Origin of the sequence: Streptomyces sp. NPDC097107 (assembly GCF_044762405.1) — a bacterium.
GTDB lineage: Bacteria > Actinomycetota > Actinomycetes > Streptomycetales > Streptomycetaceae > Streptomyces > Streptomyces thinghirensis.
In genome coordinates, this window is record NZ_JBIWEF010000002.1 from 532,862 (window position 1) to 557,114 (window position 24,253).

Below are 24,253 nucleotides of genomic sequence, written 5' to 3' on the forward strand. Positions count from 1 at the left end.
CCCGCCGCCCGTGCGTGACAGCCTCCCGGAGGCTGGACACTCGCGGGTTGGAGAAAAGGGGGCACGGGGACCATGGAGAGCGGGCCGGCGATCTTCGCGGGAATGGTGTTCGCCCTGTTCGGGGCCGGTCTGCTGATGTGGACCGCGACGCGGGTCCGGCACGGTCGGCCCGTCGCGCACGGTGTGAACCCCGTCGCATCGGCGACCGTCGCGAGCGTGGCCGCCGTGGTCGCGCTGGTCCTCGGGGCATGGTGCCTGACGCACGTGTGAGAGGCCGGTTCCGGCCCCCGGCCGCACCCCCGCCCGAGTAATCGGGGGATCGCGCTCCGGATACCCGCATCAGGGCCGGTGAACACTCCGGGCGGCAGGAACGGGGTTCGTCGGGTTACCGTTCGAGTGGCCGTTGCGGGCTTTTCCCGTTTGACACGGGGGCGGGAGGTACCGTCACACTCCGCAGCGTCACGACCGAAGCGCAGCACGACCCGACCCCGGGAGCACTGCCTGGGGACGCCCCAGCGTCGACCGGAGAGAAGAGCGAAGTTGTCCCCGACCAGCGAGACCGCGAACGGCGGCCGCCGACTCGTCATCGTCGAGTCGCCTGCCAAGGCGAAGACGATCAAGGGCTATCTCGGCCCTGGCTACGTCGTCGAGGCGAGCGTCGGGCACATCCGCGACCTTCCCAGCGGCGCCGCGGAGGTGCCCGAGAAGTACACCGGCGAGGTCCGCCGTCTCGGTGTGGACGTCGAACACGACTTCCAGCCGATCTATGTGGTCAACGCTGACAAGAAGGCGCAGGTCAAAAAGCTCAAGGACCTGCTGAAGGACTCCGACGAGCTCTTCCTCGCCACCGATGAGGACCGCGAGGGCGAGGCCATCGCCTGGCACCTCCAGGAAGTCCTCAAGCCGAAGATCCCCGTCAAGCGCATGGTGTTCCACGAGATCACCAAGGACGCGATCCGCGCCGCCGTCGCCAACCCGCGCGAGCTCAACCAGAAACTCGTCGACGCCCAGGAGACCCGCCGCATCCTCGACCGCCTCTACGGCTACGAGGTCTCGCCGGTCCTGTGGAAGAAGGTCATGCCGAAGCTGTCGGCGGGCCGTGTCCAGTCCGTCGCCACTCGCCTCGTCGTCGAGCGGGAACGCGAGCGCATGGCGTTCCGTTCCGCCGAGTACTGGGACCTGACGGGCACCTTCGCGACCGGCCGCGCGGGAGACGCCTCCGACCCGTCGTCGCTGGTCGCCCGCCTCCAGACCGTCGACGGACGGCGCGTCGCGCAGGGCCGCGACTTCGACTCCCTGGGGCAGATCAAGAGCGCGAACACCCTCCACCTCGACGAGGTGAACGCCCGCGCGCTCGCCGCCGCCCTGGAGAACACGCGCTTCGCCGTCCGCTCCGTCGAGTCCAAGCCGTACCGCCGCTCGCCGTACGCCCCGTTCCGTACGACGACGCTGCAGCAGGAAGCTTCGCGGAAGCTCGGCTTCGGCGCGAAGTCGACCATGCAGGTTGCCCAGAAGCTGTACGAGAACGGCTACATCACCTACATGCGTACGGACTCGACGACCCTGAGCGACACGGCGGTCTCCGCCGCCCGCGCCCAGGTCACGCAGCTGTACGGCGCCGACTACCTCCCCGCCCAGCCGCGGACGTACGCCGGCAAGGTCAAGAACGCGCAGGAGGCGCACGAGGCGATCCGCCCCTCCGGCGACCGTTTCCGTACGCCCGCCGAGACCGGCCTGACCGGCGACCAGTTCAAGCTCTACGAGCTGATCTGGAAGCGGACCGTCGCCTCCCAGATGAAGGATGCGACCGGCAACAGCGTCACCGTCAAGATCGGCGGCGCGGCCTCCGACGGCCGGGACGTCGAGTTCAGCGCCTCCGGCAAGACGATCACCTTCCACGGCTTCCTGAAGGCCTACGTGGAGGGCGCCGACGACCCGAACGCCGAGCTGGACGACCGCGAGCGCCGGCTGCCGCAGGTCGCCCAGGGCGACGCGCTGACGGCCGACGAGATCACGGTCGACGGCCACGCCACCAAGCCTCCGGCCCGTTACACCGAGGCGTCGCTGGTCAAGGAGCTGGAAGAGCGCGAGATCGGACGCCCGTCGACCTACGCGTCGATCATCGGCACGATCCTGGACCGCGGCTACGTCTTCAAGAAGGGCACGGCCCTCGTCCCGTCCTTCCTCTCCTTCGCCGTGGTCAACCTCCTGGAGAAGCACTTCGGACGGCTCGTCGACTACGACTTCACCGCCAAGATGGAGGACGACCTCGACGCCATCGCCCGCGGCGAGGCGCAGGCGGTGCCGTGGCTGCGGCGCTTCTACTTCGGCGAAGGCGTGAGCAACGGCGGCGCCGCCGACGCCGGCAACGGCGACGGGGACCACCTCGGCGGCCTCAAGGAGCTGGTGACCGACCTCGGCGCGATCGACGCGCGCGAGGTGTCGTCCTTCCCCGTCGGCAACGACATCGTGCTGCGCGTCGGGCGCTACGGCCCGTACATCGAGCGCGGCGAGAAGGACTCCGAGAACCACCAGCGCGCCGACGTGCCCGAGGACATGGCGCCGGACGAGCTGTCCGTCGAGCTGGCGGAGGAACTGCTCGCCAAGCCGAGCGGCGACTTCGAGCTGGGCACCGACCCGGCCACCGGCCACGCCATCATCGCCAAGGACGGCCGCTACGGCCCCTACGTCACCGAGGTGCTCCCCGAGGGCACCCCGAAGACCGGCAAGAACGCCGTGAAGCCCCGTACAACCTCGCTGTTCAAGTCGATGGCGCTGGACACGGTCACCCTGGACGACGCCCTGAAGCTCATGTCGCTGCCGCGTGTCGTCGGCGCCGACGCCGAGGGTGTCGAGATCACCGCGCAGAACGGCCGCTACGGCCCGTACCTGAAGAAGGGCACGGACTCGCGGTCCCTCACCTCCGAGGAGCAGCTCTTCACGATCACGCTGGAGGAGGCGCTGGCGATCTACGCCCAGCCCAAGCAGCGTGGCCGGGCCGCGGCCAAGCCGCCGCTGAAGGAGCTGGGCACCGACCCGGTCAGCGAGAAGCCGGTCGTGGTCAAGGACGGCCGCTTCGGCGCGTACGTCACCGACGGTGAGACCAACGCGACCCTGCGCTCCGGCGACAGCGTCGAGGAGATCACGCCGGAGCGCGGTTACGAGCTGCTCGCCGAGAAGCGCGCCAAGGGGCCCGCCAAGAAGACGGCGAAGAAGTCCGCCGCGAAGAAGGCCCCGGCCAAGAAGACGGCGGCGAAGAAGACCGCGGCCAAGAAGACGGCGGCGGCCAAGACGACGGCCGCGAAGAAGACCACGGCCAAGACCGCCACCAAGAAGACCGCCACCACGAAGACGGCCACCACGAAGACGGCAGCCAAGAAGGCGACCGCGTCGAAGACTTCGGAGGACTGACCTCCGCTCCTCGGCGCTTCGCGGACTCTTCCCCGGAGTCTCCCGCAGTGTTCCGCGCTCTTCGCGAAACGAACGCCCCGGCATCATTTCGGTGTCGGGGCGTGCGTACGTTCGGCCGGGCGCGCCGGACTGTCGGTGCCGACCGATAGGCTGAACGCATGACGCGAGCCGAGCAGCCAACGGCCCCTCACCCCGCCCCGGACGACGCCCTGGTCGCGGACTCCCGCGAGCGCGCCGTCCGCGCCCTGCTGCGCCGCCCGCAGCTGAGGCGGTTGTGGAGCGCACAGCTCGTGGGGGGTGTCGGCGACATCCTCGCCCTCCTGGTGCTGGTCCTCCTCGCCGTCCAGGCCGCCATCGGCGCGGGTTCGTTCGGCGGCGGCTACCGGGGCGTGGCATTCGCAGTGGCGACCGTTTTCGGTGTACGCATCCTGGCGACGCTGCTCTTCGGTGCCGTACTTCTGGGGCCCCTCACCTCACTCACCTCGCACGACGGCCCGCTCGACCGCCGCTGGACCATGGTCGGCGCCGACGGGTTGCGGGTCGCGCTGCTGATCGTCGCGCCCCTGTGGATCGACTGGACGCCGGACGACGCGCTCGCCGTCCTCCTGGTGACCGTCTTCGTCACCGGCGTCGCCGAGCGCTTCTGGACGGTGTGCAGGGAGAGCGCGGCGCCCGCTCTGCTGCCCGCCCCGCCCCCGGAGGGCGCGACGGTACGACCGCTGCCCGACCACATGGACGCGCTGCGCCGCCTGTCGCTGCGTACGGGTTTCGTGGCGGTGCCGCTGGCCGGTGCCGTGCTGGTCGTCGCGGGGCTGTTCAACAACCTGCTGGGCGCCGGTGTCGACTGGTTCGCCGAGCACCAGGCGGCGCTCGGTTCGTATGTCGCGGCCGGGCTGTTCGCCGCCTCCCTGTCCGTGGTGACCTTCCTGGAGTTGCCCGGCGTCCGCACCCCGCGCGCGCGGTCGCCGCTGGAGGGCATGCGCCGTCCGAAGAGTGACTCGGGTGTCGACAGGGGCCGCACCGGCGCCCTCCCGCTGCTGGTGCTCGCCTGTGCGGCGGTCGCCGCTGTGGTGGCCGCAGCGGTCGCCGTGGCGGTGCTGCACGCCAAGGACCTCGGCGGCGGTCCCGTGCTGTACGGACTGATGGTGGGCGCGCTGACCGGTGGCGTCGTCGTCGGCATCCGCACGGCCCCCGCCCTGCTGCCCTCCCTGTCCCGTCGGCGGCTGCTGGCCCTGGCGATCGCCTTCGCCGGCGTCGCCCTGCTGGCCGCCGGCCTCGTGCCGGACGACACCACCGTGCTGCTGCTCCTCGCGCTGGCCGGCGTCGGCGCGGGCGTCGCGGCCAACACCGGGCACACGCTGCTCGACCAGGAGGCCGAGGACCACCGACGGACGCGCACGACCGAGCACCTGCACGCGGTCGTCCGGGTCTACGTGGCGCTCGGCGCGGTCGTCGCGCCCGTGGTGGCGGCGGCGATCGGACCGCACCGCCTGGAGAACGGCAAGTTCGTCTTCGCGCACGGCGGCGCCGCGTTCGTCCTGATGCTGGTCGGCGCGCTGCTGCTGCCGGTGGCCGCGCTGGTGCTGGCCAAGGTCGACGACCGTTCCGGCGTGCCGCTGCGGCACGACCTCCGGGATGCGCTGCTGGGCGGCGACGACCCGGTGCCGGCGCCTGCGACCAGCGGCTTCTTCATCGCCCTGGAGGGTGGCGACGGCGCGGGAAAGTCCACCCAGGCCGAGGCGCTCGCCGAGTGGATCAGGAGCAAGGGGCACGAGGTCGTGCTGACGCGCGAGCCGGGGGCGACCCCGGTGGGCAAGCGCCTGCGGTCCATCCTGCTGGACGTCTCCAGCGCCGGTCTGTCGCACCGCGCGGAGGCGCTGCTGTACGCCGCCGACCGCGCGGAGCACGTCGACACCGTGGTCCGGCCCGCGCTGGAGCGCGGTGCCGTGGTCATCTCCGACCGGTACATCGACTCCTCGGTGGCCTACCAGGGCGCCGGCCGCGACCTGTCACCGACCGAGATCGCCCGCATCAACCGCTGGGCGACCGACGGGCTCGTTCCGCACCTGACCGTCCTGCTGGACGTCGCGCCGGAGGCCGCCCGTGAGCGGTTCACCGAGGCGCCGGACCGGCTGGAGTCGGAGCCCGCCGAGTTCCACGCGCGCGTGCGCTCCGGTTTCCTGACCCTGGCCGCGGCCGACCCCGGGCGCTACCTCGTCGTGGACGCGGGCCAGGAGCCCGAGGCCGTCACCACCGTCGTACGCCACCGGCTCGACCAGGTGCTGCCGCTCTCCGAGGCCGAGATCAAGGCTCAGGAGGAGGCACGCCGCAAGGCCGAGGAGGAAGCGCGCCGCAAGGCCGAGGAAGAGGCCGCGCGCAAGGCCGAGGAGGAGCGCCTGGAGCGCGAGCGCCTCGAACAGCTGGAGCGGCTGCGCGCCGAGGAGGAGGAGCGCAAGCGCCGAGAGTTGGAGGAGGCGCAGCGGCGCGAGGCCGAACGGCAGGCCGAGGAGGCCCGGCAGCGGGCCGAGGAAGCGCGCCGGAAGGCCGAGGAGGAGCGGGCGCGGCTCCTCGCGGAGGAGAAGGCACGGGCCGAGGAGGAGGCGCGGCGCCGGGCCGAGGAGGAGCGGCGCCGCAAGCAGGCCGAGGAGGAGGAGCGGCTGCGGGCCGAGGCCGAGGCCCGGCGCCTGGAGAAGCAGCGCAAGGCCGAGGAGGCCCTGATGCGAGCCGAGGAGGCACGCCGGGCGGCGGAGCAGGCGGCGGCAGCGGCCGCGGCGGGCCCGAGGCCGGCGGCGCCTCCCGCGGCGGACGGGCCCCGGCCGAGGCCGGCCGCACCGGCGCCGTCGGACGCGGTGACCGTGCCGACGCCGGTCGTGACCCCGACGAACGCCTCCGGCGGGCCGGTGGAAGACACGGCGGTACTGCGGCCGGTGCGGGACTCGGCCGATGCCGGGGACGCTGCCGTCTCGCGGGACGACCGGGGTGGCGCCGAGGACGACACCCGGGGTGGGCGCGGCGACGACGGCCGGGCGTCCGGAGCATCCGAGGCGTCCGCACCCGAGTCCGAGTCCGAGGTGACGACAGAACTGCCCATGCCGCCGGTGCCGCCCGGCGCGGCGGACGAGACGGCGGTGCTGCCGGCGGTGGACCCGCGGGCCGCGGACGAGACGGCGGTGCTGCCCCCCGTCGCGCCGGGAGCCGCGGACGATACCGCGGTGCTGCCCCCCGTACGCGGGGACGACCCCGCCGACCGGGTTCCGCCGGGCTATTTCCGGGAGGAGGGTCCGGCCGCTCGCTCCGACCGGCCCGAGGAATCCCGGGACCGCACGCGCGAGCTGCCTCAGGTCGACCCCGACCAGGCACCGCCCCGCAGGCGCCGCTCGGACTGGGCCGAGGAGACACCGCTGGACGACCTGCCGACGCTGGCGGACGAGCTGCTCGGCCCGCGTGACGGCGACCGCGGCGGAGACGGCCGGGGTGACGGCGGCCGAGGAGACGGTAGGCGAAGCGACGGCCGTGACGGCGATGAGGGCCGTCGGGGGAAGGGACAGGGCCGACGCTGACCGGCGGGCTTCCGGGCTTCCGGGCTTCCGGGCTTCCGGGCTTCCGGGTTTCCGGCCTCTCGGGTTCCCGGGCTTCCGGCCTCCCGGGTTTCCGGCCTCCCGGGCCTCCGGGTTCCCGGGCTTCCGGCCTCCCGGGTTCCCGGCCTCCCGGGCCTCCGGGTTCCCGGGCGCCCTCCGCCCGCCGTCAGCTGCTCACCGCCCGCCGCCCCCGGGAGTCCCCGGCCCCCGTTGTCAGTGCGGCCCCGCACAATGGAGGACGCGACGCGGAGTGCGGAGCAGCGCGGCGGAGTATGACGGAACATGACGGAAGGGCGGCGTGACCCATGACCGTGTGGGACGACCTCGTCGGACAGGAGAAGGTGAGCGAACCGCTCGCCGCCGCTGCCCGGGACGCCGACGCCTTCGTCACCGCCGCCGCGGCCGACGGCCCGCTCCCCGAGACGTCGAGCATGACGCACGCCTGGCTGTTCACCGGCCCGCCCGGCGCGGGGGTGGCGCAGACGGCGCGGGCCTTCGCCGCCGCGCTGCAGTGCGTGAGCCCCGACCGCGCACTCGGCGGTGTCCCAGGCTGCGGCTTCTGCGACGGATGCCACACGGCGCTCGTCGGCACCCACGCGGACGTCAGCACGGTGGTCGCCATGGGAGCGGAGATCCGCGTCCCGGACATGCGGGACACCGTCCGCAAGTCGTTCACCTCGCCCGCGAACGGACGCTGGCAGATCATCCTCGTCGAGGAGGCCGAGCGGCTGAACGAGAAATCCGCCAACGCCGTCCTCAAGGCCGTGGAGGAACCCGCTCCGCGTACGGTCTGGCTGCTGTGCGCCCCGTCCGTCGAGGATGTCCTCCCCACGATCCGCTCCCGCTGCCGCCACCTGAACCTGCGCACCCCGTCGGTCGACGCCGTCGCCGACATGCTCGTACGGCGCGAGGGCGTCGAGCCGGACGTCGCCGCCGCGGCGGCCCGCGCCACCCAGGGCCACATCGACCGCGCCCGCCGCCTGGCCACGGACCCGGCCGCCCGGAGCCGCCGGGCCGCCGTGCTGAAGCTGCCGCTGCGGGTCGAGGACGTCGGCGGTGCCCTCAAGGCGGCCCAGGAACTGGTCGACGCCGCGGCGGAGGACGCCAAGCAGCTCGCCGAGGAGATGGACACCAAGGAGACCGAGGAGCTGAAGGCCGCCCTGGGCGCGGCACAGGGCGGCCGGCTGCCGCGCGGCACGGCGAGCGTGATGAAGGACCTGGAGGAGAACCAGAAGCGCCGCAGAACGCGCACCCAACGCAACAGCCTCGACCTCGCCCTGGCCGACCTCACCGCCTTCTACCGCGACGTCCTCGCCCTCCAGCTCGGCTCCCGTGTGGCGATCGCCAACGCCGACGCCGAGGAAGCCCTGGATCGTCTCGCCCGCGGCAGCTCACCGGAGTCCACGCTGCGCCGCATCGAGGCGGTCGCCGCCTGTGGGGAGGCCCTCGACCGCAATGTGCCGCCGCTGCTCGCGGTCGAGGCGATGGCGATGGCACTCAGAGCGGGCTGACCCGGAGACCTTGGTCGACGACGTAGTCGTACGAGGCACGTCACTCGTACGAGGCACGTCGAGCACGCTCGGCATCGATGTCGTCGCGGAGAGTTACGCTCGCTGAATGCACACAAGGCGCACTCACCGCAGGACCCGCACCGGCAGGACCCGTACCGGAGCCACGCTTCTCGCCGCCACGCTGCTCGCCACCGCCTGCTCGGCCGGGGGCGCGTCGACGTCCGCCGGTTCGGCGGCTGCCGAGGCGGCCGGATCGACGGAGGCGGCGAAGGCGACGCTGGCCGCGCTGCCGCAGGCCACGCCCTCCGCGCTGGCGCCGTACTACGAGCAGAAGCTGAGCTGGCGCGACTGCGGTGTCCCCGGCTTCCAGTGCGCCACCATGAAGGCCCCGCTCGACTACGCGAAACCGACCGGGGGAGACGTCCGGCTCGCCGTGGCCCGCAAGAAGGCCACCGGCCCGGGCAAGCGGCTCGGCTCGCTGCTGGTGAACCCCGGCGGACCGGGTGGTTCGGCGATCGGCTACCTCCAGCAGTACGCGGGCATCGGCTACCCCGAGGAGGTCCGCGCCCAGTACGACATGGTGGCGGTCGACCCGCGGGGCGTGGCCCGCAGCGAGCCCATCGAGTGCCTCGACGGCCGAGAGATGGACGCGTACACGCGAACGGACGTCACTCCGGACGACGAGGGTGAGGCGTCCGAGCTGGTCGACGCCTACCAGAAGTTCGCCGAGGGCTGCGGAGCGGACGCGCCGAAACTGCTGCGGCACGTGTCGACCGTCGAGGCGGCCCGTGACATGGACGTCCTGCGGGCCGTGCTGGGTGACGAGAAGCTGACCTACGTGGGCGCGTCGTACGGCACCTTCCTCGGGGCGACGTACGCCGGCCTGTTCCCGGACCGGGCGGGCCGCCTCGTGCTGGACGGTGCGATGGACCCGTCGCTGCCCGCGCGCAGACTGAACATGGAGCAGACGGCGGGCTTCGAGACGGCGTTCCAGTCCTTCGCGAAGGACTGCGTACGGCAGCCCGACTGCCCCCTAGGTGATCAGGGCACCACCCCCGACCAGGTCGGCAAGAACCTGAAGGCCTTCTTCGAGGACCTGGACGCCAAGCCCATCCCCACCGGCGACGCGGACGGCCGCAAGCTCACCGAGTCACTGGCCACCACCGGCGTGATCGCGGCGATGTACGACGAGGGCGCCTGGCAGCAGCTGCGGGAGTCGCTGACCTCGGCGGTGAAGGAGAACGACGGCGCAGGCCTGCTGGTCCTGTCCGACAGCTACTACGAGCGCGAGGCCGACGGCGGCTACAGCAACCTGATGTTCGCCAACGCCGCCGTGAACTGCCTGGACCTCCCCGCGGCCTTCTCCTCCCCGGACGAGGTGCGAGAAGCGCTCCCCGACTTCGAGAAGGCGTCCCCGGTCTTCGGCGAGGGCCTCGCCTGGTCCTCCCTGAACTGCGCGTACTGGCCGGTGAAACCCACGGGTGAACCGCACCGCATCGAGGCCGCCGGCGCCACCCCCATCGTCGTGGTCGGCACCACCCGCGACCCGGCCACGCCGTACCGCTGGGCCGAGGCCCTGGCCGACCAGCTCTCCTCCGGCCGCCTCCTCACCTACGAGGGCGACGGCCACACCGCCTACGGCCGCGGCAGCACCTGCATCGACTCCGCGATCAACACCTACCTGCTGCGCGGCATCGCGCCGGAAGACGGAAGACGCTGCTCGTAGCCACCCGGCAACCGTCCCCTCCGCCCCGGAGCCCCAGCCTCCGGGGCGGGGACGAAGCACCCTCGGAAACTGTGTAGACTTACCGACGTTGCTGATCGCACCATGGTGCACAGCGCACGCCGCCTTAGCTCAGATGGCCAGAGCAACGCACTCGTAATGCGTAGGTCTCGGGTTCGAATCCCGAAGGCGGCTCTGTAGAAGCCCTAGGACTCACTCGCCGTGACCTGGGGCTTTTGCTTTTTTCGCCCCTTGCGTAGGCCGACACAGCCTCCCCTGTTCGTGCCCCTAAATCCAAGGGGTGCGCGAGGGGAGCGCATGAGCGCGGAGCTTGTGCAGAGGGGTGCGCGCGGGAGGGCGCGCCACCGTCATGGAACGGTCCGGTCACATCACTTGGCGATTACGCCAGTTTTGTGGAAAGGCTCCAACGCCCGCTTCTAGGCTGGGGGCTGTGGCAGAGCTGATGGACCTGGTGCCGTTCAAGACCCTCGTGACCCAGACGAGCGCAGTACTGCTGACCCGTGGCGTCGAGGTGGAGTCGACATCGGTTCAGGGTGTCGCGGCCTATCTCGTCGAGACCATGGCGCGGCAGACAAGAATGGATCTTGATGAAGCGGTCCACCTGGTGACCCCGGAAGCCGCTGCCGAGATCATCATGAAGGCGGCGGTGGAAGACGATCAGGGAGCCGCCGGACCTCACGCGGTACGGCCGGTACGGATTGACGACCGCACGGTCAGCGCGGCCGTCGAGTCGCTGGGGCATCTGGTCACGGCCGCCGCGCAGGCCGGGAAGTACGCGAGCCTCAACGACGACGGCGCGGCAGCAGCTCATCTCCTGGACCTCGCTACGGAGATCGGCGCCGCGCTCGTGAAGCGTCATGCCGGCGGGGCGGCGGAGATTCCGGTGGGGGTGCTCGACGAGCTGGCGGTGTTGGTGGACGGCGTGGCCGACCGCGTGGAGGAGGAAGGCTGGAGCATCTGTCCGTGCGGGGAGGAGCACGGCCAGGGCGAGGTGGATTTTGGCACAGTCGCGGTCATGCGACGCCATGCCGCGCTCGCGCGCGGTCTGCGCGAGTAGGCCGCCGGATGATCTCGAAGATCAAGGCGACTGCTGGCCCGGAGCAAGGCGACGTGGAGCACGTGTGCCAGTGTGGCCGCGAGACATCGACCGACTCTCGGTTCTGCCGGTTCTGTGGCCGTGACCTGCGCGGGAAGTCGCTCTGCCGCACCTTGAGCCTGTGCTCCGAGTACACCTTCGGGCGGCTGTCCCACGGCCATCGGAAAGGCCAGGCACCCGGCGAGGTGGGGCTCACCGAACATCATCTGACGACCATCAGCATGGAGCACGCGGACCGCGTGGCGGTCCGCTGGTTCCCGGGCCCCGTGGAGGCCGTGAACGGTGCGGACTGGGAATGGTGGTTCTACGCCGGTGGCATCGGCTTCGGCATGCGGGTCCAAGCCAAGCGCGAGGAGTGGAACGGTAGTTACAAGCTTCGGTACCGGCCCAGCAACGGGAGCCTGCAAAGCGACCTCCTGATCGAGGACGCTGTCGCCTCGGGGTGCTTTCCCGCCTACGTGTTCTACAACCGTCGGAGCTGGCAGTCAGACCTCCTGCCGGGGGCGCTGGCGGGCTGCGGCCACGGCCCCGTTGGCGAACGACAGTTTGGGTGCACCATCGCCTCTGCTCTCGTCGTGCAGCGGACCTTGCTCCTCAGCCGGGCCAGCACTTCGTACGTGAAGGACCGGAGCCTGCCGTGGCACCGTCTTCTGTGCGATGAGAACGAGTCCGAGGGGCAGAGGGCGGAGGCGCCGTATCGGCGAGTGAGGGACCTTCACCGGGCAGCGGTCAAGGAACTTCAGGTCGCCTTGAACGAGGAGTCTGGTCCCCTCACGGTGAGGCCTGACGTGCCGTCGCGGCCCGCTAGACCCAGAGCCAGTGGGCCAGTTCAGCCCACTGAGGCAGAGGATGTTCGGCGAATGGAACGGGACGCCCTCGACCAGGGACTCGGCTTGGCGGGGGCCGCTGGCGAGCAGCCTCGCGACTTGAGGCAATGGCCGCTGTACCGGCGCATGCGGGAGATCGCGGAGCGCCCGCCATTCGAGCTGCCGAACCGCGTGCGAGGCATGATCCTTGGAGATGATGCCATCGCTCCGGATGAGCGAGCTGCTGGTGCTGTTCTCGTGAACCTTGCAGAGGGTGACTGAGGGAGCCCTCCGGGGAGGGAGAGCCCACTGGATGAGTCCAGACACCCCGAGCTATGAGGTGTGTGCTCCATCCTGAGCAGCACCGCAGGTGCACTCGCACGTGCAGAGGGGCGAGGCCCCGATGGCGGGTGCGCGCCGGGCCGCACGCTGTTCGATCACCGAACGGATCGCGCGGGGCGCGCGAGGCACGAGCTTCACGACCGCCTCCGCCGCCGCCCGTGCGAGGTCGTCAAGGACGGACTGGTAGATGTCGCGGGTGATACGGCTGTCGCTGTGGCCCAGCGTCTCCGAGACCACCTTGATGTCGACGCCGGCGGCGAGCATGAGGGTCGCGGCGCCGTGACGCAGGTCGTGCAGGCGGATCGGCGGCAGCCCGGCTTCTGCGACGAGTCGCTCGAAGAGGTCGGAGATCTTGCCCGGGTGGAGGAGGGAGCCGTCCTCCTCGGTGAAGATGCGGCCCGTGTCCTTCCACGCGTCACCCCACTTGCGCTTCTCCTCCTGCTGGAGGAGCTTGCGTCGCTCCAGCGCGTCCACCGTCTCCTCGTCGAGGGCGACGGACCGGATGCCGCTGTTGGTCTTCGGGAGACCTTCGAGGACCTCCCAGCCGTCCTGGACGAGCTGGGTGGCGATTTCCAGGGAGCGCGTCCTCTTGGAGAAGTCCATCCAGCGAGGGCTGCATCCTTCGCCTCGACGCAGGCCGCGGAAAGCGACCAGACGCCACATGGCATCCAGACGGTCACCCTCGACGTGGTCCAGGAACTGGCCGGTCTGCTCTGGAGTCCAGACCATCACCGGACTGGGCTTCTCGCCCGTAGCCAGCCAGTGGGCCACCCGCTCCTCGGTCCAGACGAGAGCCTTGGGCTTGGTCCCGGGCTTCATTTCGACGTGCTCGGCCGCGTTGTAGTTCGGGACGATCCGCTGCGAGATGGCGGTGTTGAGTGCGGCGCGAAGCGTGGCCCTGATGTGGTGCTGGGTGTTGATGCTGGTCACCCGACGGAAGGGCGGCATCTGGTCGATGGCGGCCTTGATCCACTTACGGCGGGCGCGGTTCTCGGCGCCCTTCCAGGAGGGGATGGCTTTGAGCTCGTCGAGAGCCGCACGCCTCTGGGTGTTCTGTTCCTGGATCTCGATGTTCGCCTCGTTGATGGCGTCGAACATCCGGTCCAGGTGAGGGACGTTGAGTTTGTCGAGTCGTACATCCCCGAGATGGGGCTTCAGGTGGACCCGGATGTCGCTCTCGTACCGCTTGTGGCCGCCCACGCGGAGGCGCTTCTTGCCGCCCAACCAGAGGTCGAGCCATTCGGACACCGACATCCTGGGGTTGAGGGCCTGCCCGGCGGCGAGCCGCCGACGCGTCTCGTCGTAGTCCGGCAGCGGCTCCTTGCTCGTGGAGCAGGTTTCCAGCATGTCGCTGATCGCGATATGGCCGGCTGGATCGTCCTCTTCGGGTATGGCGAGCAGCGCACGGACCTTGTTCAGTTCCTTGGTCGCCTCAGCCGAGGATTCGAAACCGCTGCGACGGAACTCCCGGCGGGTGCCGTCGGACCGGTTGGTCAGCTCGTGGCGTATCGCCCAGGTGCCGTGACGTCGGTTGGCGAGTTTGGGGCACGACTTGCCGTAGTTCTTGCCGGTTTCCGGGTTGCGGCACGAGCAGCGCCGGGTGGTTGTGCCGCCGGAGGAGGTGGTGCTGGTCACGCTAGTCCTGGGGGTCGGGTTCGTCGACGAACGAGAGATCGGCGGGGAGGGCGGGCGGAACCAGCCCGCGTTCCCGCATCGCCTGGCGGAACTCCCTCAACTCTCTGCAGTCGTCAAAGGAGAGTTGCTCGTAGGAGGCAGCGGCTTCCAGGAGAGTCTCGCGCCGACCGGAGTCGAGCGTGATGCTGGCCTTCCGCCGTCGTTCCTTCGCAAGGCGCGTGGATGCAACAGCCGTGGCCACGGCGTCGCTGTGGGTGCGGAATGTGTCCAGCATCTCTCGGGCGGAACCTGGCGGCGCGGGCTTGGTCAACGGTGTCTCGCCGGTGAACCACGCGACTGCTTCCCAGGTCGGGACCTCCCGGTCCGGGAGCACGGCGACGGAGGCTTCCACGCCCAAGGGGAACAGCAGGCTGATCGGCGGGACCTTGTAGACCTCGGCGAGTACGAGGAACTCCGCCAGGTCGATCGAGGTACGTCGCCCGGTCTCCAGATTCGTGATTGTCGTCTTGGGGACCGCGAGGCCCAGCTCCACGCACGCCTGTGCGGCCTCTGCCACGGTGAGGCCGGCGGCCTTGCGGGCCTGGCGCATCTGCTCGGCGACGCGGGCGGTGAAGCTCGGCGACCAGTCTGCATTCGTCATGGCTACAACTGACGTCGCGAAAATGAGTGGCTGCAACATCAGTGGTACTGATTCTGCTGTCACTGCACAAATTGGCGATCGGAATGCATCATGGCGACATCGAAGGCTGGTCGAGGGATGACACGCGACGAACTGCTTGCTCTGCCTGTTGCCGTAGACCTCGATACGGCCAACAAGGCGCTGACCATCGGCCGCAGCACGGGATACGCCCTGGCGAAGAGGGGCGAGTACCCGGTCTCCGTCCTCAAGCTGGGCAACGCCTATCGCGTGGTCACGGCGGAGCTGCACCGGATTCTCGGCGTAGGTCCGGAGCAGGAGGCTGAGCGCGGGCAGCTGTGTGCCTAGCTGAGCGCGCTCCAACGGGGAGTCGACGGACGGGGCGGCAGCGGAGCCGGATGCCGTCGCTGGCCCCGCTGCCGTATGGAACGTTAACTCGGTGAAGTCACGGGAGCCCCCGGGGCTTTGGGCAGCTCGTCGGCAAGAGGAGAGTCAGGCCACAGGCGGTGGGCGAGAGCGTTCGCCGCAGTGATCATCTGGGCGTGGGTGGGCTGGTCGGTCTGTGGGTCCAGGACGGTGGGTGGGTGTGGGCTGAGCCCGGGGCCGTGGGCGATTGGCCGGTTGGCGGGGAAGCGCCCGAGAACGGGTGCCCCGTAGCGGGCGAGCTCGTTCTCGACGGCCATGTCGAAGTCGTCGGGCTGTACGTCGAGGGTGGCAGGGTTGACGAGCAGCATCCCGGTCAGGGGGCGCTTCGAGGTCCAACGCCCCAGTTCCTGCTGGCGCCACTGCATGGCTGATTCGGCAGGCGTCAGCATCACGGATTCGGCGGCCTGCCCTGATTCGGCGGGGAGTGGGATACGCCGCTCGTACGGTTCTGCCCGATGCACGAGGATCCGCACGTCGGTGAGCTGGCCAGAGGAGTGTTCTTCCCAGGGCCAGTCGTCGTTCCTTTTGATCAGAAAGACGCGGTCGAAGCGGCGTCGGGCGTCCGCCAGTGCGCCGGCGACTACTTCGGCATCGTCGGAGACTTTCAGCGACCAGAGTTCTCCGGGTGGCGGGGCGATGCGAAGCCGCCGCCACCCCTCGACTGTGCCTGGGACCGGGGCCGTGGCCCATGTCGGCTGCCCAGGGTCACGGAAGCCGATCCAGTCGTCCCGGTCCCGGGCCAGCATGATGGCGGTGACCAGGCCCTGCGTCGTCCATACGGCCGCGATCTGCTCCGCTACCCAGGACAGATCGTCCCGATGCATGCCGCCGGTGCGTGGCACCCCTGTGAGCTGGATGATGACACCGTCGTGCTCCTGGACGCCGCGATCTGGGCCGTCGAGGTTGGTGACCGGACGGCTGACGCTGAGGCGATCACCGATCGCGGTTAGGGGCCGCGGACCGGGCACCTGAACGTGTGGCTGTGACGCGGCCTTATGGCTGCGTACGGTGAGCACACCCCTCCAGTCCCACGTCCCGGGCCGCGGGGCCAGCCGTACTGTGCACTCTTCGGCGCCGCAGGCGTGGTCCAGGATTCGTAGGCCGCAGCCGACGATGCGGTCCGTCAGCACTTCGATGAGCCGAGCGTCGTCGAACTGCGGTCCGGCCACTTGGCGGTCCAAGACCCAGTCGAGTCCGTAGTCGGTCATCTGGATGGCCATCCGCACCCCGGCGTAGCCCGCCAGGCTGTCCCACAGGCGCGGTCGCCGCAGAAGGGCACTGCCCATCGCGGAGGAGGCGCTGAGCTGGCGCACCAGACTGCGCGCTGCCGGTTCTCTCCGCCGAGGCCCAGGTTCCGGATGCTGAGGATCCCACGGTGTTCTGTGCCCAGCCGCCCGGATCCGCTCTTCGTGGGCGGCCATCAGCGCGGGTAGGTCCACCCCGTGTGGTCCGGTCACCCACACCGCTGGCTCGGAAGCCCGCCACGACTGCTCGTACACCCAGGTACGGAATCCGAACCGCAGCCGCTTGGCGTCGGTCTGGACGACCAGTCCGCGCACCCCGCCCCACGGCCCCCTCTTCGGCTGGTATGGCAGCAGCTCAAGTAGGGCTTGCACATCCTCAGGTCGTTCCACGCGGAGCACCAGACCCTCGTTGACGGGCTTGGCCTCCCGCACTCCGAACGGCCGGCTCTGCCCAGTCACGGAGCTCAGTGCGGAGACGAGCACGGACTCCAACAGGGCCTGTCCCGCCCAAGCGGCAGGGATCAACTGGTCGAAACGTTGAAGTGCGCCGAGGCGCTGCCGCGCGCCTTCCAGAGACTCACCGGTGAGCTGGGCGGCGGCGTTACTGATTTGGTCGAGGTTGTACATGACGCGATCCCTCCGCAGAAGCCGCCCCCCGACCTGGGCAGCGAAGGCGCGTGTCAACACAACGACAGCAGATAGAAAGCGAGATGAGGGTCAAGCGACGTAGGTTCTCCGGGCAATGCCCTCTGAGGTCGGGGCAGGCATCCAGAACTGGCCGCGTCCGAGGCCAGGCGAGAGCAAAGTAGCCCATCTGCCCGTCGGGCTCCAGCTGCATGACGCGCTGATCACTCGATTGGCGGGCGGGGCCAGGGTGCTGCCGGTCTCCAACACCTGCCGGACCGCTTCGTACAGGCATCGAAGGCCCGTCAGGGAAGCTGAGTGAAGGCCATCGGTACGTCGCTCGGCATGGCGGCCCTGATCTCGGAGAACCACCGACTGCTCACCGCGCACGAAATTCGACGTGTCCGAGGGTCCCAGCGATGGCAAGGCGCGCACCGCGTGCTTCGACTACGAGAACGCCCTCCGTGCACTGTCGGCGGACGGAGTGTCGACGACGGAGGACGACGCTGAAATTGCAGTCGTGATTCGAGAGGATGGCGCCTGATACAAGGGCTCGCAGGGTATGGGTACCGCGAAGGACTCCCGAGTACTGCACTGGCCTGTGGGCAGCGGCTCAGTCGCTGATTTGTATGGCAACTAGCCGAAACCGTCAAGTACCTTGCCGGGCTTTGCCTACGGACAGACTGTCCTCACACGGCACTTGTCGGATGGAAGGCTTCCGTTCACTGAGGTCGCTACCAAGGTGAGGTGTCGTCATGGAGCGTTGCAATCCCGAACGTCCGATGTACGAATTCACGGTCGCGGCTGCTGTCGAGGTCGTCCCGTCCGCGCGTCGCCAAGTCGCTGTACTGGTCGGGACATTGGGCCTCTCTATCTCGGACGAGACGCCGGAGACCGTTGAGTTGTTGGCGAGCGAGGTGATCGCCAACGCCGTCCTGTACTCAGCTGCTCCGTGCGACGTTGCTGTGACGCGGACCGACGAACGGCTTCGTGTCGAAGTCACGGACACCGACCCGTCGCTGCCGAGCGCTGTTGAAGCTGGGCCGAACGACGAGCGCGGCCGGGGCCTCCTGCTCGTTGATGCTTTGGCGGATGCCTGGGGAGTGCAGCCGGACTCCCCAGGCAAGACGACGTGGTTCGAGATCGCGCCACAGTCTTCGACCGAGAGCCTGGGTTACGACTCCACGCGTGCTCAGTCCTCGGGCGTGGCTGCCGTGCGGTGGACTGATCGAGAGGACGGTATCGAACCGCAGGCCAAGTCGCGGGCACCTTCCGTCGCGGCAGGTGCTGGGGAACGGCAGCGAGCCGCCTGAGGCGGTGAACCCCAACGACCGACCCCACTACGGCTTGGAAGCAGCGTCGGCAAACCCGCCGACCGCGAGCGGGGTGGCCGACCGTCGGTAGGACACGGTCGGGGGCGGAACTAGCCGTGGACGTTGCCTGCACGCACATCTGATCGCGGCGGGGACGGCGCGCCGTACATTGCTCTCCACGGTGATGTTGTGTTGCGGCCCGAGGTCGGCCTGCCTGGCTCAGGGGCTGAGAGTGGAGAGGTCTGCGTGTCGTCACGTGCTTCGGAAACGCCTTCCAGCGATCCGGTACGAGAGCATCGTGGCGGTCGAAGGGTGCTCACGGCGGAACTGGTGCGTGACGCCCGGCGGCAGGTGCGAAACGGGGCCTCGGTAGAGCACCTCGCACGCCTGATCGGCGTGAGCAGCAGGGCGCTCTCGAAGGCGGTCTACGGCGTGACCTGGCGTCGGGTGGACGATCCACCGCCGATCGGTCGGCCCCAGCCAGCTGATCCGGATCAGCCCAGCCCCACCGTTCTGAACGAAGATCATGTGCGCAGGCTGAGGCGAGAGCACGCCGGCGGCGCTTCAGTGCGCTACCTCGCGACGAGGTGCGGCCTCCCCTACAACACTGTTCATGACGCTATTCGCGGAGTTACCTGGGCGCATGTCGATGATCAGGCGGCCGAGGAGTGCGCCGGGGAGCTTCGCCGCCCAGGCGTGCTCCTGACCGCTGCGGTGGTGGGCGAGATGCGGCGTGCGCATGCCGGCGGCGCTTCCTTGCGATCACTCGCCGACAAGTTCCATCTGGAGTACGCGACGGTGCGAGCCGCCGTACAAGGGGCGACGTGGCGTCATCTCACCGATCCGCCCCCTGTGCCGGCCACCGGACGAGGCGGACGGAACGCGCTTACCAGCGAACAGGAGGGCGGTCTCGTACGGATGCGGGAGCAGACTGGGGCCACGTACGCCCAACTCGGCGTCGCGTTCGGAGTCAGCGAGGCCACGGCCTGGCACGTCTGCAATCGAGGCCGCTCGGCTCAGGGCTGACGCACACCGCTCTGGAGAGGTCTTGTGGCGCACGGGATCCCTGGGTGGGAGCGGCGGGACGCTCCGGCATGTGCGGTCGAGCAGCCCTCCGCAATCGGTAGGCTTGCGCCCATGTCTACAGCCTCCACGTGCGTGCGTTTCGCCCCGTCCCCGACTGGAATGTTCCATGTTGGCGGGGCCCGGTCGGCTCTCTACAACTGGGCCGTCGCACGACAGTCGGGGGGCAAGTTCGTCCTGCGTATCGAGGACACCGACGCGGCTCGCAACAAGCCGGAGTGGATCGACGGCATCATCAGCGCGCTCGCGGCCATCGGGATCCACAAGGACGATCCCGCCTTCGAGGGTCCGTACTTCCAGTCGCAGAACGCCGACCGTCACACCGAGGCCGCACAGCAGCTCTACGCGCAGGGCCGCGCGTACTACTGCGACTGCACCCGTGAGCAGCTCCAGGAGCGGAGCGGTTCGCAGCACCTCGGCTACGACGGCTTCTGCCGGGACCGGGGGCTGGAGTACGTCGAGGGCCGGGCGCTGCGGTTCCGTACGCCCACCGAGGGCGAGACGGTCGTCGTGGACCTCATCCGAGGTGAGCCGTCCTTCCCGAACTCGGCGATCGAGGACTTCGTCATCGCCCGCGGCGACGGCTCCCCGGTATTCCTGATCGCCAACGTGGTCGACGACCTCGACGAGGGCATCACCCTGGTCATCCGTGGTGACGAGCACCTGTCGAACACGCCCAAGCAGCAGCTCCTGTGGGAGGCGCTCGGCGCGAATGCCCCGGTGTGGGCGCACCTGCCGGTGATCGTGAACGAGAAGCGGCAGAAGCTGTCCAAGCGCCGGGACAAGGTCGCTCTTGAGGACTACCTCGCCGAGGGCTTCCTGCCGGAGGCGATGACCAACTACCTGATGCTGCTCGGCTGGGGTCCCGGGGACGACGTCGAGATCCTTCCGTACGAGGAACTGGAGCAGAAGTTCCGCGTCGAGGACGTGAACACCTCGCCGGCCTTCTTCGACATCAAGAAGCTGACCGCCTTCAACGGCGAGTACATCCGAGCCCTGCCGCTGGAGACGTTCGTCGCGGCCTGCGAGCCGTGGCTGCGTGCCCCGTACGCCAACTGGGCGCCGGAGGACTTCGACCAGGCCGCGTGGGAGGCGATCGCCCCCCACGCCCAGACCCGTGTGGCCGTCCTCTCGGACATCACGGCCAACGTCGACTTCCTGTTCCTGAAGGAGCCGGTGGAGGACGAGGCGTCCTGGGACAAGGCGATGAAAGGCGACCCGGCGGCTCTCCTCACCACGGCCCGCGCCAAGCTGGAGACGGCCGACTGGGCCAGCCCCGAGTCCCTGAAGGAGGCGGTCCTGGCCGCAGGCGAGGAGCACGGCCTGAAGCTGGGTAAGGCCCAGGCCCCGGTGCGCGTCGCGGTCACGGGCCGCACGGTCGGTCTGCCCCTCTTCGAGTCACTGGAGGTCCTCGGCAAGGACCGCACGCTCGCCCGGATCGACGTGGCGCTCGCGAAGCTCGCCGGCTGATCACTTCGTGATCATGGTCCCGTCACCTCTGAGAGGAGACGGGACCAGGCGTCGCCGAAGTACGTCGTATCGAAGCGGGCCAGAGTCTCGTACACGGTCTTCGACTCGGCAGGCGCCGCGCCCGCCCGCTCCCGTATCTGCTGGGCCAGCCGACGCGCATCCGGGTGTGGCTGCTCGGTCAGACGCGCGAGGTCGCCGAGTCCGGCGATCGGCTGGATGAGGCAGGGCATGCCCAGGAGCAGAGCCTCCGCGGCGCAGCGGCTCCACCCTTCCTGCATACGGGGAGTGAAGACTCCGACGTCGCAGGCCCGTAGCAGTTCGAGGTACCGGGGACGGGGCAGGTCGAAGTGGTGACCCGGGGAGCCGATGGTGTTGCTTCCGGTGGTCACGAGACGGAGCCCGGGTTCGACCTCGATGGCCCTGGCGACCGTCTCGATGCCCTTCCAGTGCACGGCCTTGCCCGCGTACACCGTGATCTCGTCCTGAGGGAGACCGAGGCGGTCCTTGCATTCGGCCGGGTCCATGCCGCGGACTCTGTCGATCTCGGCGAGGTCGAAGGCGTTGTAGATCACCTGGACGTTGTCCACCCCGCGCTCCCGCAGGAACGCCGCCCAGGACGGGGCGACACACACGACCGCGCGGCACTGGGGCAGAACCGCGAACAGCCTGCGCCACAGCAGCGGTTCGAGGGGCCAGGAGTCGAACTGCAGCGGCTCGTAGTGGTGGAAGACGAAGACGGTCCGGGCCCGCATCTCCGGGGTGAAGAACAGGATGCTGAGGTCGTCCCAGAGGAACGCGCCCGGCTCGTCTCTGAGTTCGCGGATACGAGGCGCTAGGCGGGCGAGATGGCGCACCTTCCGTCCTCGGCGGACGGTGTAGGCGCGTTTGTAGTCCGGCACCGTGCGCCATTCGATCGAGTCGGCTGTGGCCTCGTGGATCATGCGGAGGTAGACGCGACCTCCGGTGCGACCCTGCGGCGACATGGAGTGGACGACCGGGGTCACGTGCCCGCCTCCGCCTGCTGTCGGTACTCGGCATGGAGCACCTCGTACGCGGCTCGCAGTGGTGCACTCACCTCGCGGGACTCCTCGGCGAGCGGCAGGTAGGTGCTGGTCAGGCTGTCGAGGAAGCGCGCCCGACGGTCCGGGTCTGGCGAGTGCCGCAGGTCGCGCAGATTGTCGATACGGTCGGCGAGTCGGACGAGCAGTTCCTCCGGACCGAGGCACCTGATCTTGTTGGGCCAGATGTCCGAGTCCCACGGCTGCTTCCGGCGCTGCTCCAGCCGATGGTCGGGGGTCATGGAACGCAGGCGCTGGGTGAGGGCTGGGCCCAGCTGGGACGCGATGAGGCGCTCAGCAGTCGGCGCGATCTCCAGCGCGTCGTGCAGCAAGCCGAGGATGAGCAGTTCGGGATCGGTGACGCCGAGTTCGTCCCTCAGGATGGCCACGACGCGCACCGGATGGCTGATGTAGGGCGTGCCCTGGTCTCGGACGTGACCGGCGTAGATCGTCGTGGCGAGGGTCGCGGCGAGCCGGCCTCGCGCTCGTTCCGGCTCCGGCCAGTCCTTGAAGCCGAGTTCGTCCGCCATGGCGGGGATGCTGGTCATGCGCGGTCCGTTCCGCCGGGGGCCGTCAGGGCCGTGTCGAGCCGCACGTGCGGGGCGAGGACCAACGTGTCCTCGACGACCACGGCGTCGAGACCGAGTTCGACCGCGGCGGCGACGGCCTCTTCGGCGGTGCGGAGGATGGGCGTTCCCTTGAAGTTCAGGGAGGTGTTCAGCAGGACGGGTACGCCGGTGAGCCGATGGAACTCCTCCAGGAGCGGGCGGACGCCGGAGTGCCCTCGGCTCACGGTCTGGAGACGGGCGGTCCCGTCGTGGTGGACAACCGCGGGCATTCGGTCGGACTTGCAGTGCCGGGCGCGTACGACGCGGTTCATGAACGGATCGCCGTCGCCGAAAAACCACGCGTCGGCTTCCTCGGCGAGTGCCAGGGGCGCCAACGGGCGGTAGTCGGCCCGCTGTTTGAGCGCGTTCAGGCGGGTCTTGGTCGCCGCCTCGCCGGGGTGGGCGAGGATCGAGCGGTGGCCGAGGGACCTGGGCCCGAACTCCATGCCGCCGCGCACCCAGCCGACGACGTGGTGGTCCGCGAGGAGCGTGGCCACGGTGGGGATCAGCCGCTCACCTAGGTCGGAGACGGTGCGGTAGCCGCCCGCGAGCGCTCCGTCGGGCAGAGCGCCGGGGAGCGGGCCCCAGTCGGCGTCCTCGGGCGTCGGCAGGAGGGGCTGTCCGAGGACGTAGTTCCAGGCGTAGAGCGCCGCGCCGACCGCGGTGCCGGCGTCGTGCGGCGCCGGGGCGACGAACAGGTTCTCGAAACCGGACTGCTCGGCGAGCGTGCCGTTGAGATGGGAATTCAGAGCGCAGCCGCCGGAGAAGACGAGCGTGCGTGCGGCCGTGAGATGACGCAGGTGACGGGCCACGTGGACGACCGCCTCGGCGAAGACCCGCTGGGCTGCCGCGGCCAGGTCGGCGCGGGCGTCCAGGGGCTTCGAGTCGGCGGACCGCGCGGTCCAGAGTGCGCCTTCGATCCCGAGCGGAGTGTCGGCGTCGTACGAGCCCCATGGCGCTGCGATGTGTACGTGCCCGTGCTCACCGAGATGGACGAGGTCGCGGAGTTCCTTGTAGTAGCGGTCCGGGTCGCCGAAGGCGGCCAGGGCCATCATGCTGCCCTCGACCTCGTTGCCCGGCGGAATCACCCGCAGCGCTAGGTTGCGGTAGAAGTGGCCGAGGGACGGGTGGGTGCGCACGGGCCCGGACGGGCCGGGGGCGATGGCCGGTGTGACCTGGTGGATCCGGTCGATGCTGTCCGGCGTCAGGTCGTAGCCGGTGATCCGTTCGCGTCCCGACGCGATGTCCGTGCCGAGCGCGGACCCGCCCGCGTCGATGACCAGGCCGGCGGCGTGTTCCTCGCCGGAGAGCAGATAGCCGGACAGGACGTGCGCGGTGTGGTGCGAGATGAGCTTCAGCCGCTGCCCGAGCACCCCGGGGAGTAGGGCGGCGAGTTCGCCCTGCTCGGTGGATACCCACGATCCGTGCCGAGGGCTGGGACGCATGGACGGGGTCCACACGTGGTCGATGTCCTCGATGGTGATGCCGGCGGACCGCAGGCACCAGTCGAGGGCGTGGGTGGGGGCGGTGAGGACGCCCTTGCGTGTGGTGCGGTTGTGCTTGATGCCGCTCCACCGCTCCTCCTCGGCCGCGTAGATGCGGCCGTCGACGACGAGGCAGGCGGAGGTGTCGTGGTGGAAGTTCAGACCGAGCGCTGCGGACATGGG

The 24,253-nt window shown here is 69.8% G+C and carries 17 protein-coding genes and 1 tRNA gene; 12 read left to right on the forward strand and 6 right to left on the reverse strand.

The annotated features are described in order from the left end of the window. Window positions 1-72: 72 nt before the first annotated feature. The 8 genes from ACIQ1J_RS06190 to ACIQ1J_RS06225 all read left to right on the forward strand — a co-directional run bounded on the left by ACIQ1J_RS06190 (window position 73) and on the right by ACIQ1J_RS06225 (window position 12,428). Complete coding sequence (locus tag ACIQ1J_RS06190) at window positions 73-270, forward strand: hypothetical protein (RefSeq protein WP_403554507.1); 198 nt, start codon at window positions 73-75, stop codon at window positions 268-270. A 270-nt stretch (window positions 271-540) separates the two neighbouring features. Next, window positions 541-3,411: a type I DNA topoisomerase gene (topA, locus tag ACIQ1J_RS06195; protein ID WP_403554509.1), complete on the forward strand. Its 2,871-nt coding sequence runs from the start codon at window positions 541-543 to the stop codon at window positions 3,409-3,411. A gap of 158 nt (window positions 3,412-3,569) precedes the next feature. Then, window positions 3,570-6,971: a dTMP kinase gene (gene tmk / locus ACIQ1J_RS06200; protein ID WP_403554511.1), complete on the forward strand. Its 3,402-nt coding sequence runs from the start codon at window positions 3,570-3,572 to the stop codon at window positions 6,969-6,971. Window positions 6,972-7,294: 323 nt separating this feature from the next. After that, window positions 7,295-8,500, forward strand: coding sequence for a DNA polymerase III subunit delta' (locus ACIQ1J_RS06205; protein ID WP_403554513.1), 1,206 nt, complete (start codon window positions 7,295-7,297; stop codon window positions 8,498-8,500). Window positions 8,501-8,606: 106 nt separating this feature from the next. Then, window positions 8,607-10,226 (forward strand): alpha/beta hydrolase, encoded by a 1,620-nt coding sequence (locus ACIQ1J_RS06210; protein ID WP_403554515.1) that lies wholly within the window; start codon window positions 8,607-8,609, stop codon window positions 10,224-10,226. A gap of 118 nt (window positions 10,227-10,344) precedes the next feature. Then, window positions 10,345-10,418: transfer RNA gene (locus ACIQ1J_RS06215), tRNA-Thr, on the forward strand. Window positions 10,419-10,674: 256 nt separating this feature from the next. Continuing rightward, window positions 10,675-11,301, forward strand: a complete 627-nt coding sequence (locus ACIQ1J_RS06220) for a hypothetical protein (protein WP_403554517.1) — start codon at window positions 10,675-10,677, stop codon at window positions 11,299-11,301. Window positions 11,302-11,309: 8 nt separating this feature from the next. Beyond that, window positions 11,310-12,428: a DUF6615 family protein gene (locus tag ACIQ1J_RS06225; RefSeq protein ID WP_403554519.1), complete on the forward strand. Its 1,119-nt coding sequence runs from the start codon at window positions 11,310-11,312 to the stop codon at window positions 12,426-12,428. Window positions 12,429-12,479: 51 nt separating this feature from the next. Here the strand turns inward: ACIQ1J_RS06225 and ACIQ1J_RS06230 are convergent, their stop codons facing one another. Both ACIQ1J_RS06230 and ACIQ1J_RS06235 read right to left on the reverse strand, forming a co-directional pair. Then, the gene (locus tag ACIQ1J_RS06230; protein ID WP_403554521.1) at window positions 12,480-14,123 is read right to left on the reverse strand and encodes a tyrosine-type recombinase/integrase; all 1,644 of its coding nucleotides are present in this window, start codon (window positions 14,121-14,123) and stop codon (window positions 12,480-12,482) included. Between the two features lies 1 nt (window position 14,124). Next, a complete protein-coding gene (locus tag ACIQ1J_RS06235) occupies window positions 14,125-14,763 on the reverse strand; it encodes a helix-turn-helix transcriptional regulator (protein ID WP_403554523.1) in 639 nt (212 codons plus the stop codon). Window positions 14,764-14,880: 117 nt separating this feature from the next. Here ACIQ1J_RS06235 and ACIQ1J_RS06240 point away from each other — a divergent pair, with 117 nt between their 5' ends. After that, a complete protein-coding gene (locus tag ACIQ1J_RS06240; RefSeq protein ID WP_387181956.1) occupies window positions 14,881-15,108 on the forward strand; it encodes an integrase in 228 nt (75 codons plus the stop codon). 83 nt (window positions 15,109-15,191) lie between these two features. Here ACIQ1J_RS06240 and ACIQ1J_RS06245 read toward each other — a convergent pair whose 3' ends face one another. Further along, complete coding sequence (locus tag ACIQ1J_RS06245; protein ID WP_403554525.1) at window positions 15,192-17,057, reverse strand: hypothetical protein; 1,866 nt, start codon at window positions 17,055-17,057, stop codon at window positions 15,192-15,194. Window positions 17,058-17,809: 752 nt separating this feature from the next. Between ACIQ1J_RS06245 and ACIQ1J_RS06250 the strand changes: the two genes are divergently transcribed. The 3 genes from ACIQ1J_RS06250 (at window position 17,810) to gltX (ending at window position 20,920) form a co-directional block, all read left to right on the forward strand. Further along, window positions 17,810-18,367 carry an ATP-binding protein gene (locus tag ACIQ1J_RS06250; RefSeq protein ID WP_403554527.1) on the forward strand — a complete coding sequence of 186 codons (558 nt, stop codon included), beginning with the start codon at window positions 17,810-17,812 and terminating at the stop codon, window positions 18,365-18,367. Window positions 18,368-18,679: 312 nt separating this feature from the next. Continuing rightward, window positions 18,680-19,393 (forward strand): hypothetical protein, encoded by a 714-nt coding sequence (locus ACIQ1J_RS06255; RefSeq protein WP_403554529.1) that lies wholly within the window; start codon window positions 18,680-18,682, stop codon window positions 19,391-19,393. A gap of 159 nt (window positions 19,394-19,552) precedes the next feature. Continuing rightward, the gene (gene gltX, locus ACIQ1J_RS06260; protein ID WP_403554821.1) at window positions 19,553-20,920 is read left to right on the forward strand and encodes a glutamate--tRNA ligase; all 1,368 of its coding nucleotides are present in this window, start codon (window positions 19,553-19,555) and stop codon (window positions 20,918-20,920) included. 11 nt (window positions 20,921-20,931) lie between these two features. On the opposite strand, the gene ACIQ1J_RS06265 is transcribed toward gltX, so the two are convergent. From ACIQ1J_RS06265 to ACIQ1J_RS06275, 3 genes are read right to left on the reverse strand one after another with little or no spacing between them, the layout of a single operon-like run. Continuing rightward, a complete protein-coding gene (locus ACIQ1J_RS06265; RefSeq protein ID WP_403554531.1) occupies window positions 20,932-21,924 on the reverse strand; it encodes a glycosyltransferase in 993 nt (330 codons plus the stop codon). After that, window positions 21,921-22,526 (reverse strand): HD domain-containing protein, encoded by a 606-nt coding sequence (locus tag ACIQ1J_RS06270; RefSeq protein ID WP_403554533.1) that lies wholly within the window; start codon window positions 22,524-22,526, stop codon window positions 21,921-21,923. Before ACIQ1J_RS06270 ends, ACIQ1J_RS06265 begins: the two co-directional genes overlap by 4 nt. Further along, window positions 22,523-24,250 (reverse strand): carbamoyltransferase C-terminal domain-containing protein, encoded by a 1,728-nt coding sequence (locus tag ACIQ1J_RS06275; RefSeq protein ID WP_403554535.1) that lies wholly within the window; start codon window positions 24,248-24,250, stop codon window positions 22,523-22,525. The genes ACIQ1J_RS06270 and ACIQ1J_RS06275 overlap by 4 nt, the downstream gene beginning before the upstream one ends. Window positions 24,251-24,253: the final 3 nt, after the last annotated feature.

What these genes read in the sequence shown, in the direction of transcription:
- ACIQ1J_RS06235 (WP_403554523.1), bottom strand. Translation starts at nt 14,763, where the DNA reads ATGACGAATGCAGACTGGTCGCCGAGCTTCACCGCCCGCGTCGCCGAG.
- tmk (WP_403554511.1), top strand. Translation starts at nt 3,570, where the DNA reads ATGACGCGAGCCGAGCAGCCAACGGCCCCTCACCCCGCCCCGGACGAC.
- ACIQ1J_RS06190 (WP_403554507.1), top strand. Translation starts at nt 73, where the DNA reads ATGGAGAGCGGGCCGGCGATCTTCGCGGGAATGGTGTTCGCCCTGTTC.
- gltX (WP_403554821.1), top strand. Translation starts at nt 19,553, where the DNA reads ATGTTCCATGTTGGCGGGGCCCGGTCGGCTCTCTACAACTGGGCCGTC.
- ACIQ1J_RS06205 (WP_403554513.1), top strand. Translation starts at nt 7,295, where the DNA reads ATGACCGTGTGGGACGACCTCGTCGGACAGGAGAAGGTGAGCGAACCG.
- ACIQ1J_RS06240 (WP_387181956.1), top strand. Translation starts at nt 14,881, where the DNA reads ATGACACGCGACGAACTGCTTGCTCTGCCTGTTGCCGTAGACCTCGAT.
- ACIQ1J_RS06270 (WP_403554533.1), bottom strand. Translation starts at nt 22,526, where the DNA reads ATGACCAGCATCCCCGCCATGGCGGACGAACTCGGCTTCAAGGACTGG.
- ACIQ1J_RS06210 (WP_403554515.1), top strand. Translation starts at nt 8,607, where the DNA reads ATGCACACAAGGCGCACTCACCGCAGGACCCGCACCGGCAGGACCCGT.
- ACIQ1J_RS06245 (WP_403554525.1), bottom strand. Translation starts at nt 17,057, where the DNA reads ATGTACAACCTCGACCAAATCAGTAACGCCGCCGCCCAGCTCACCGGT.
- ACIQ1J_RS06275 (WP_403554535.1), bottom strand. Translation starts at nt 24,250, where the DNA reads ATGTCCGCAGCGCTCGGTCTGAACTTCCACCACGACACCTCCGCCTGC.
- ACIQ1J_RS06250 (WP_403554527.1), top strand. Translation starts at nt 17,810, where the DNA reads ATGGAGCGTTGCAATCCCGAACGTCCGATGTACGAATTCACGGTCGCG.
- ACIQ1J_RS06225 (WP_403554519.1), top strand. Translation starts at nt 11,310, where the DNA reads ATGATCTCGAAGATCAAGGCGACTGCTGGCCCGGAGCAAGGCGACGTG.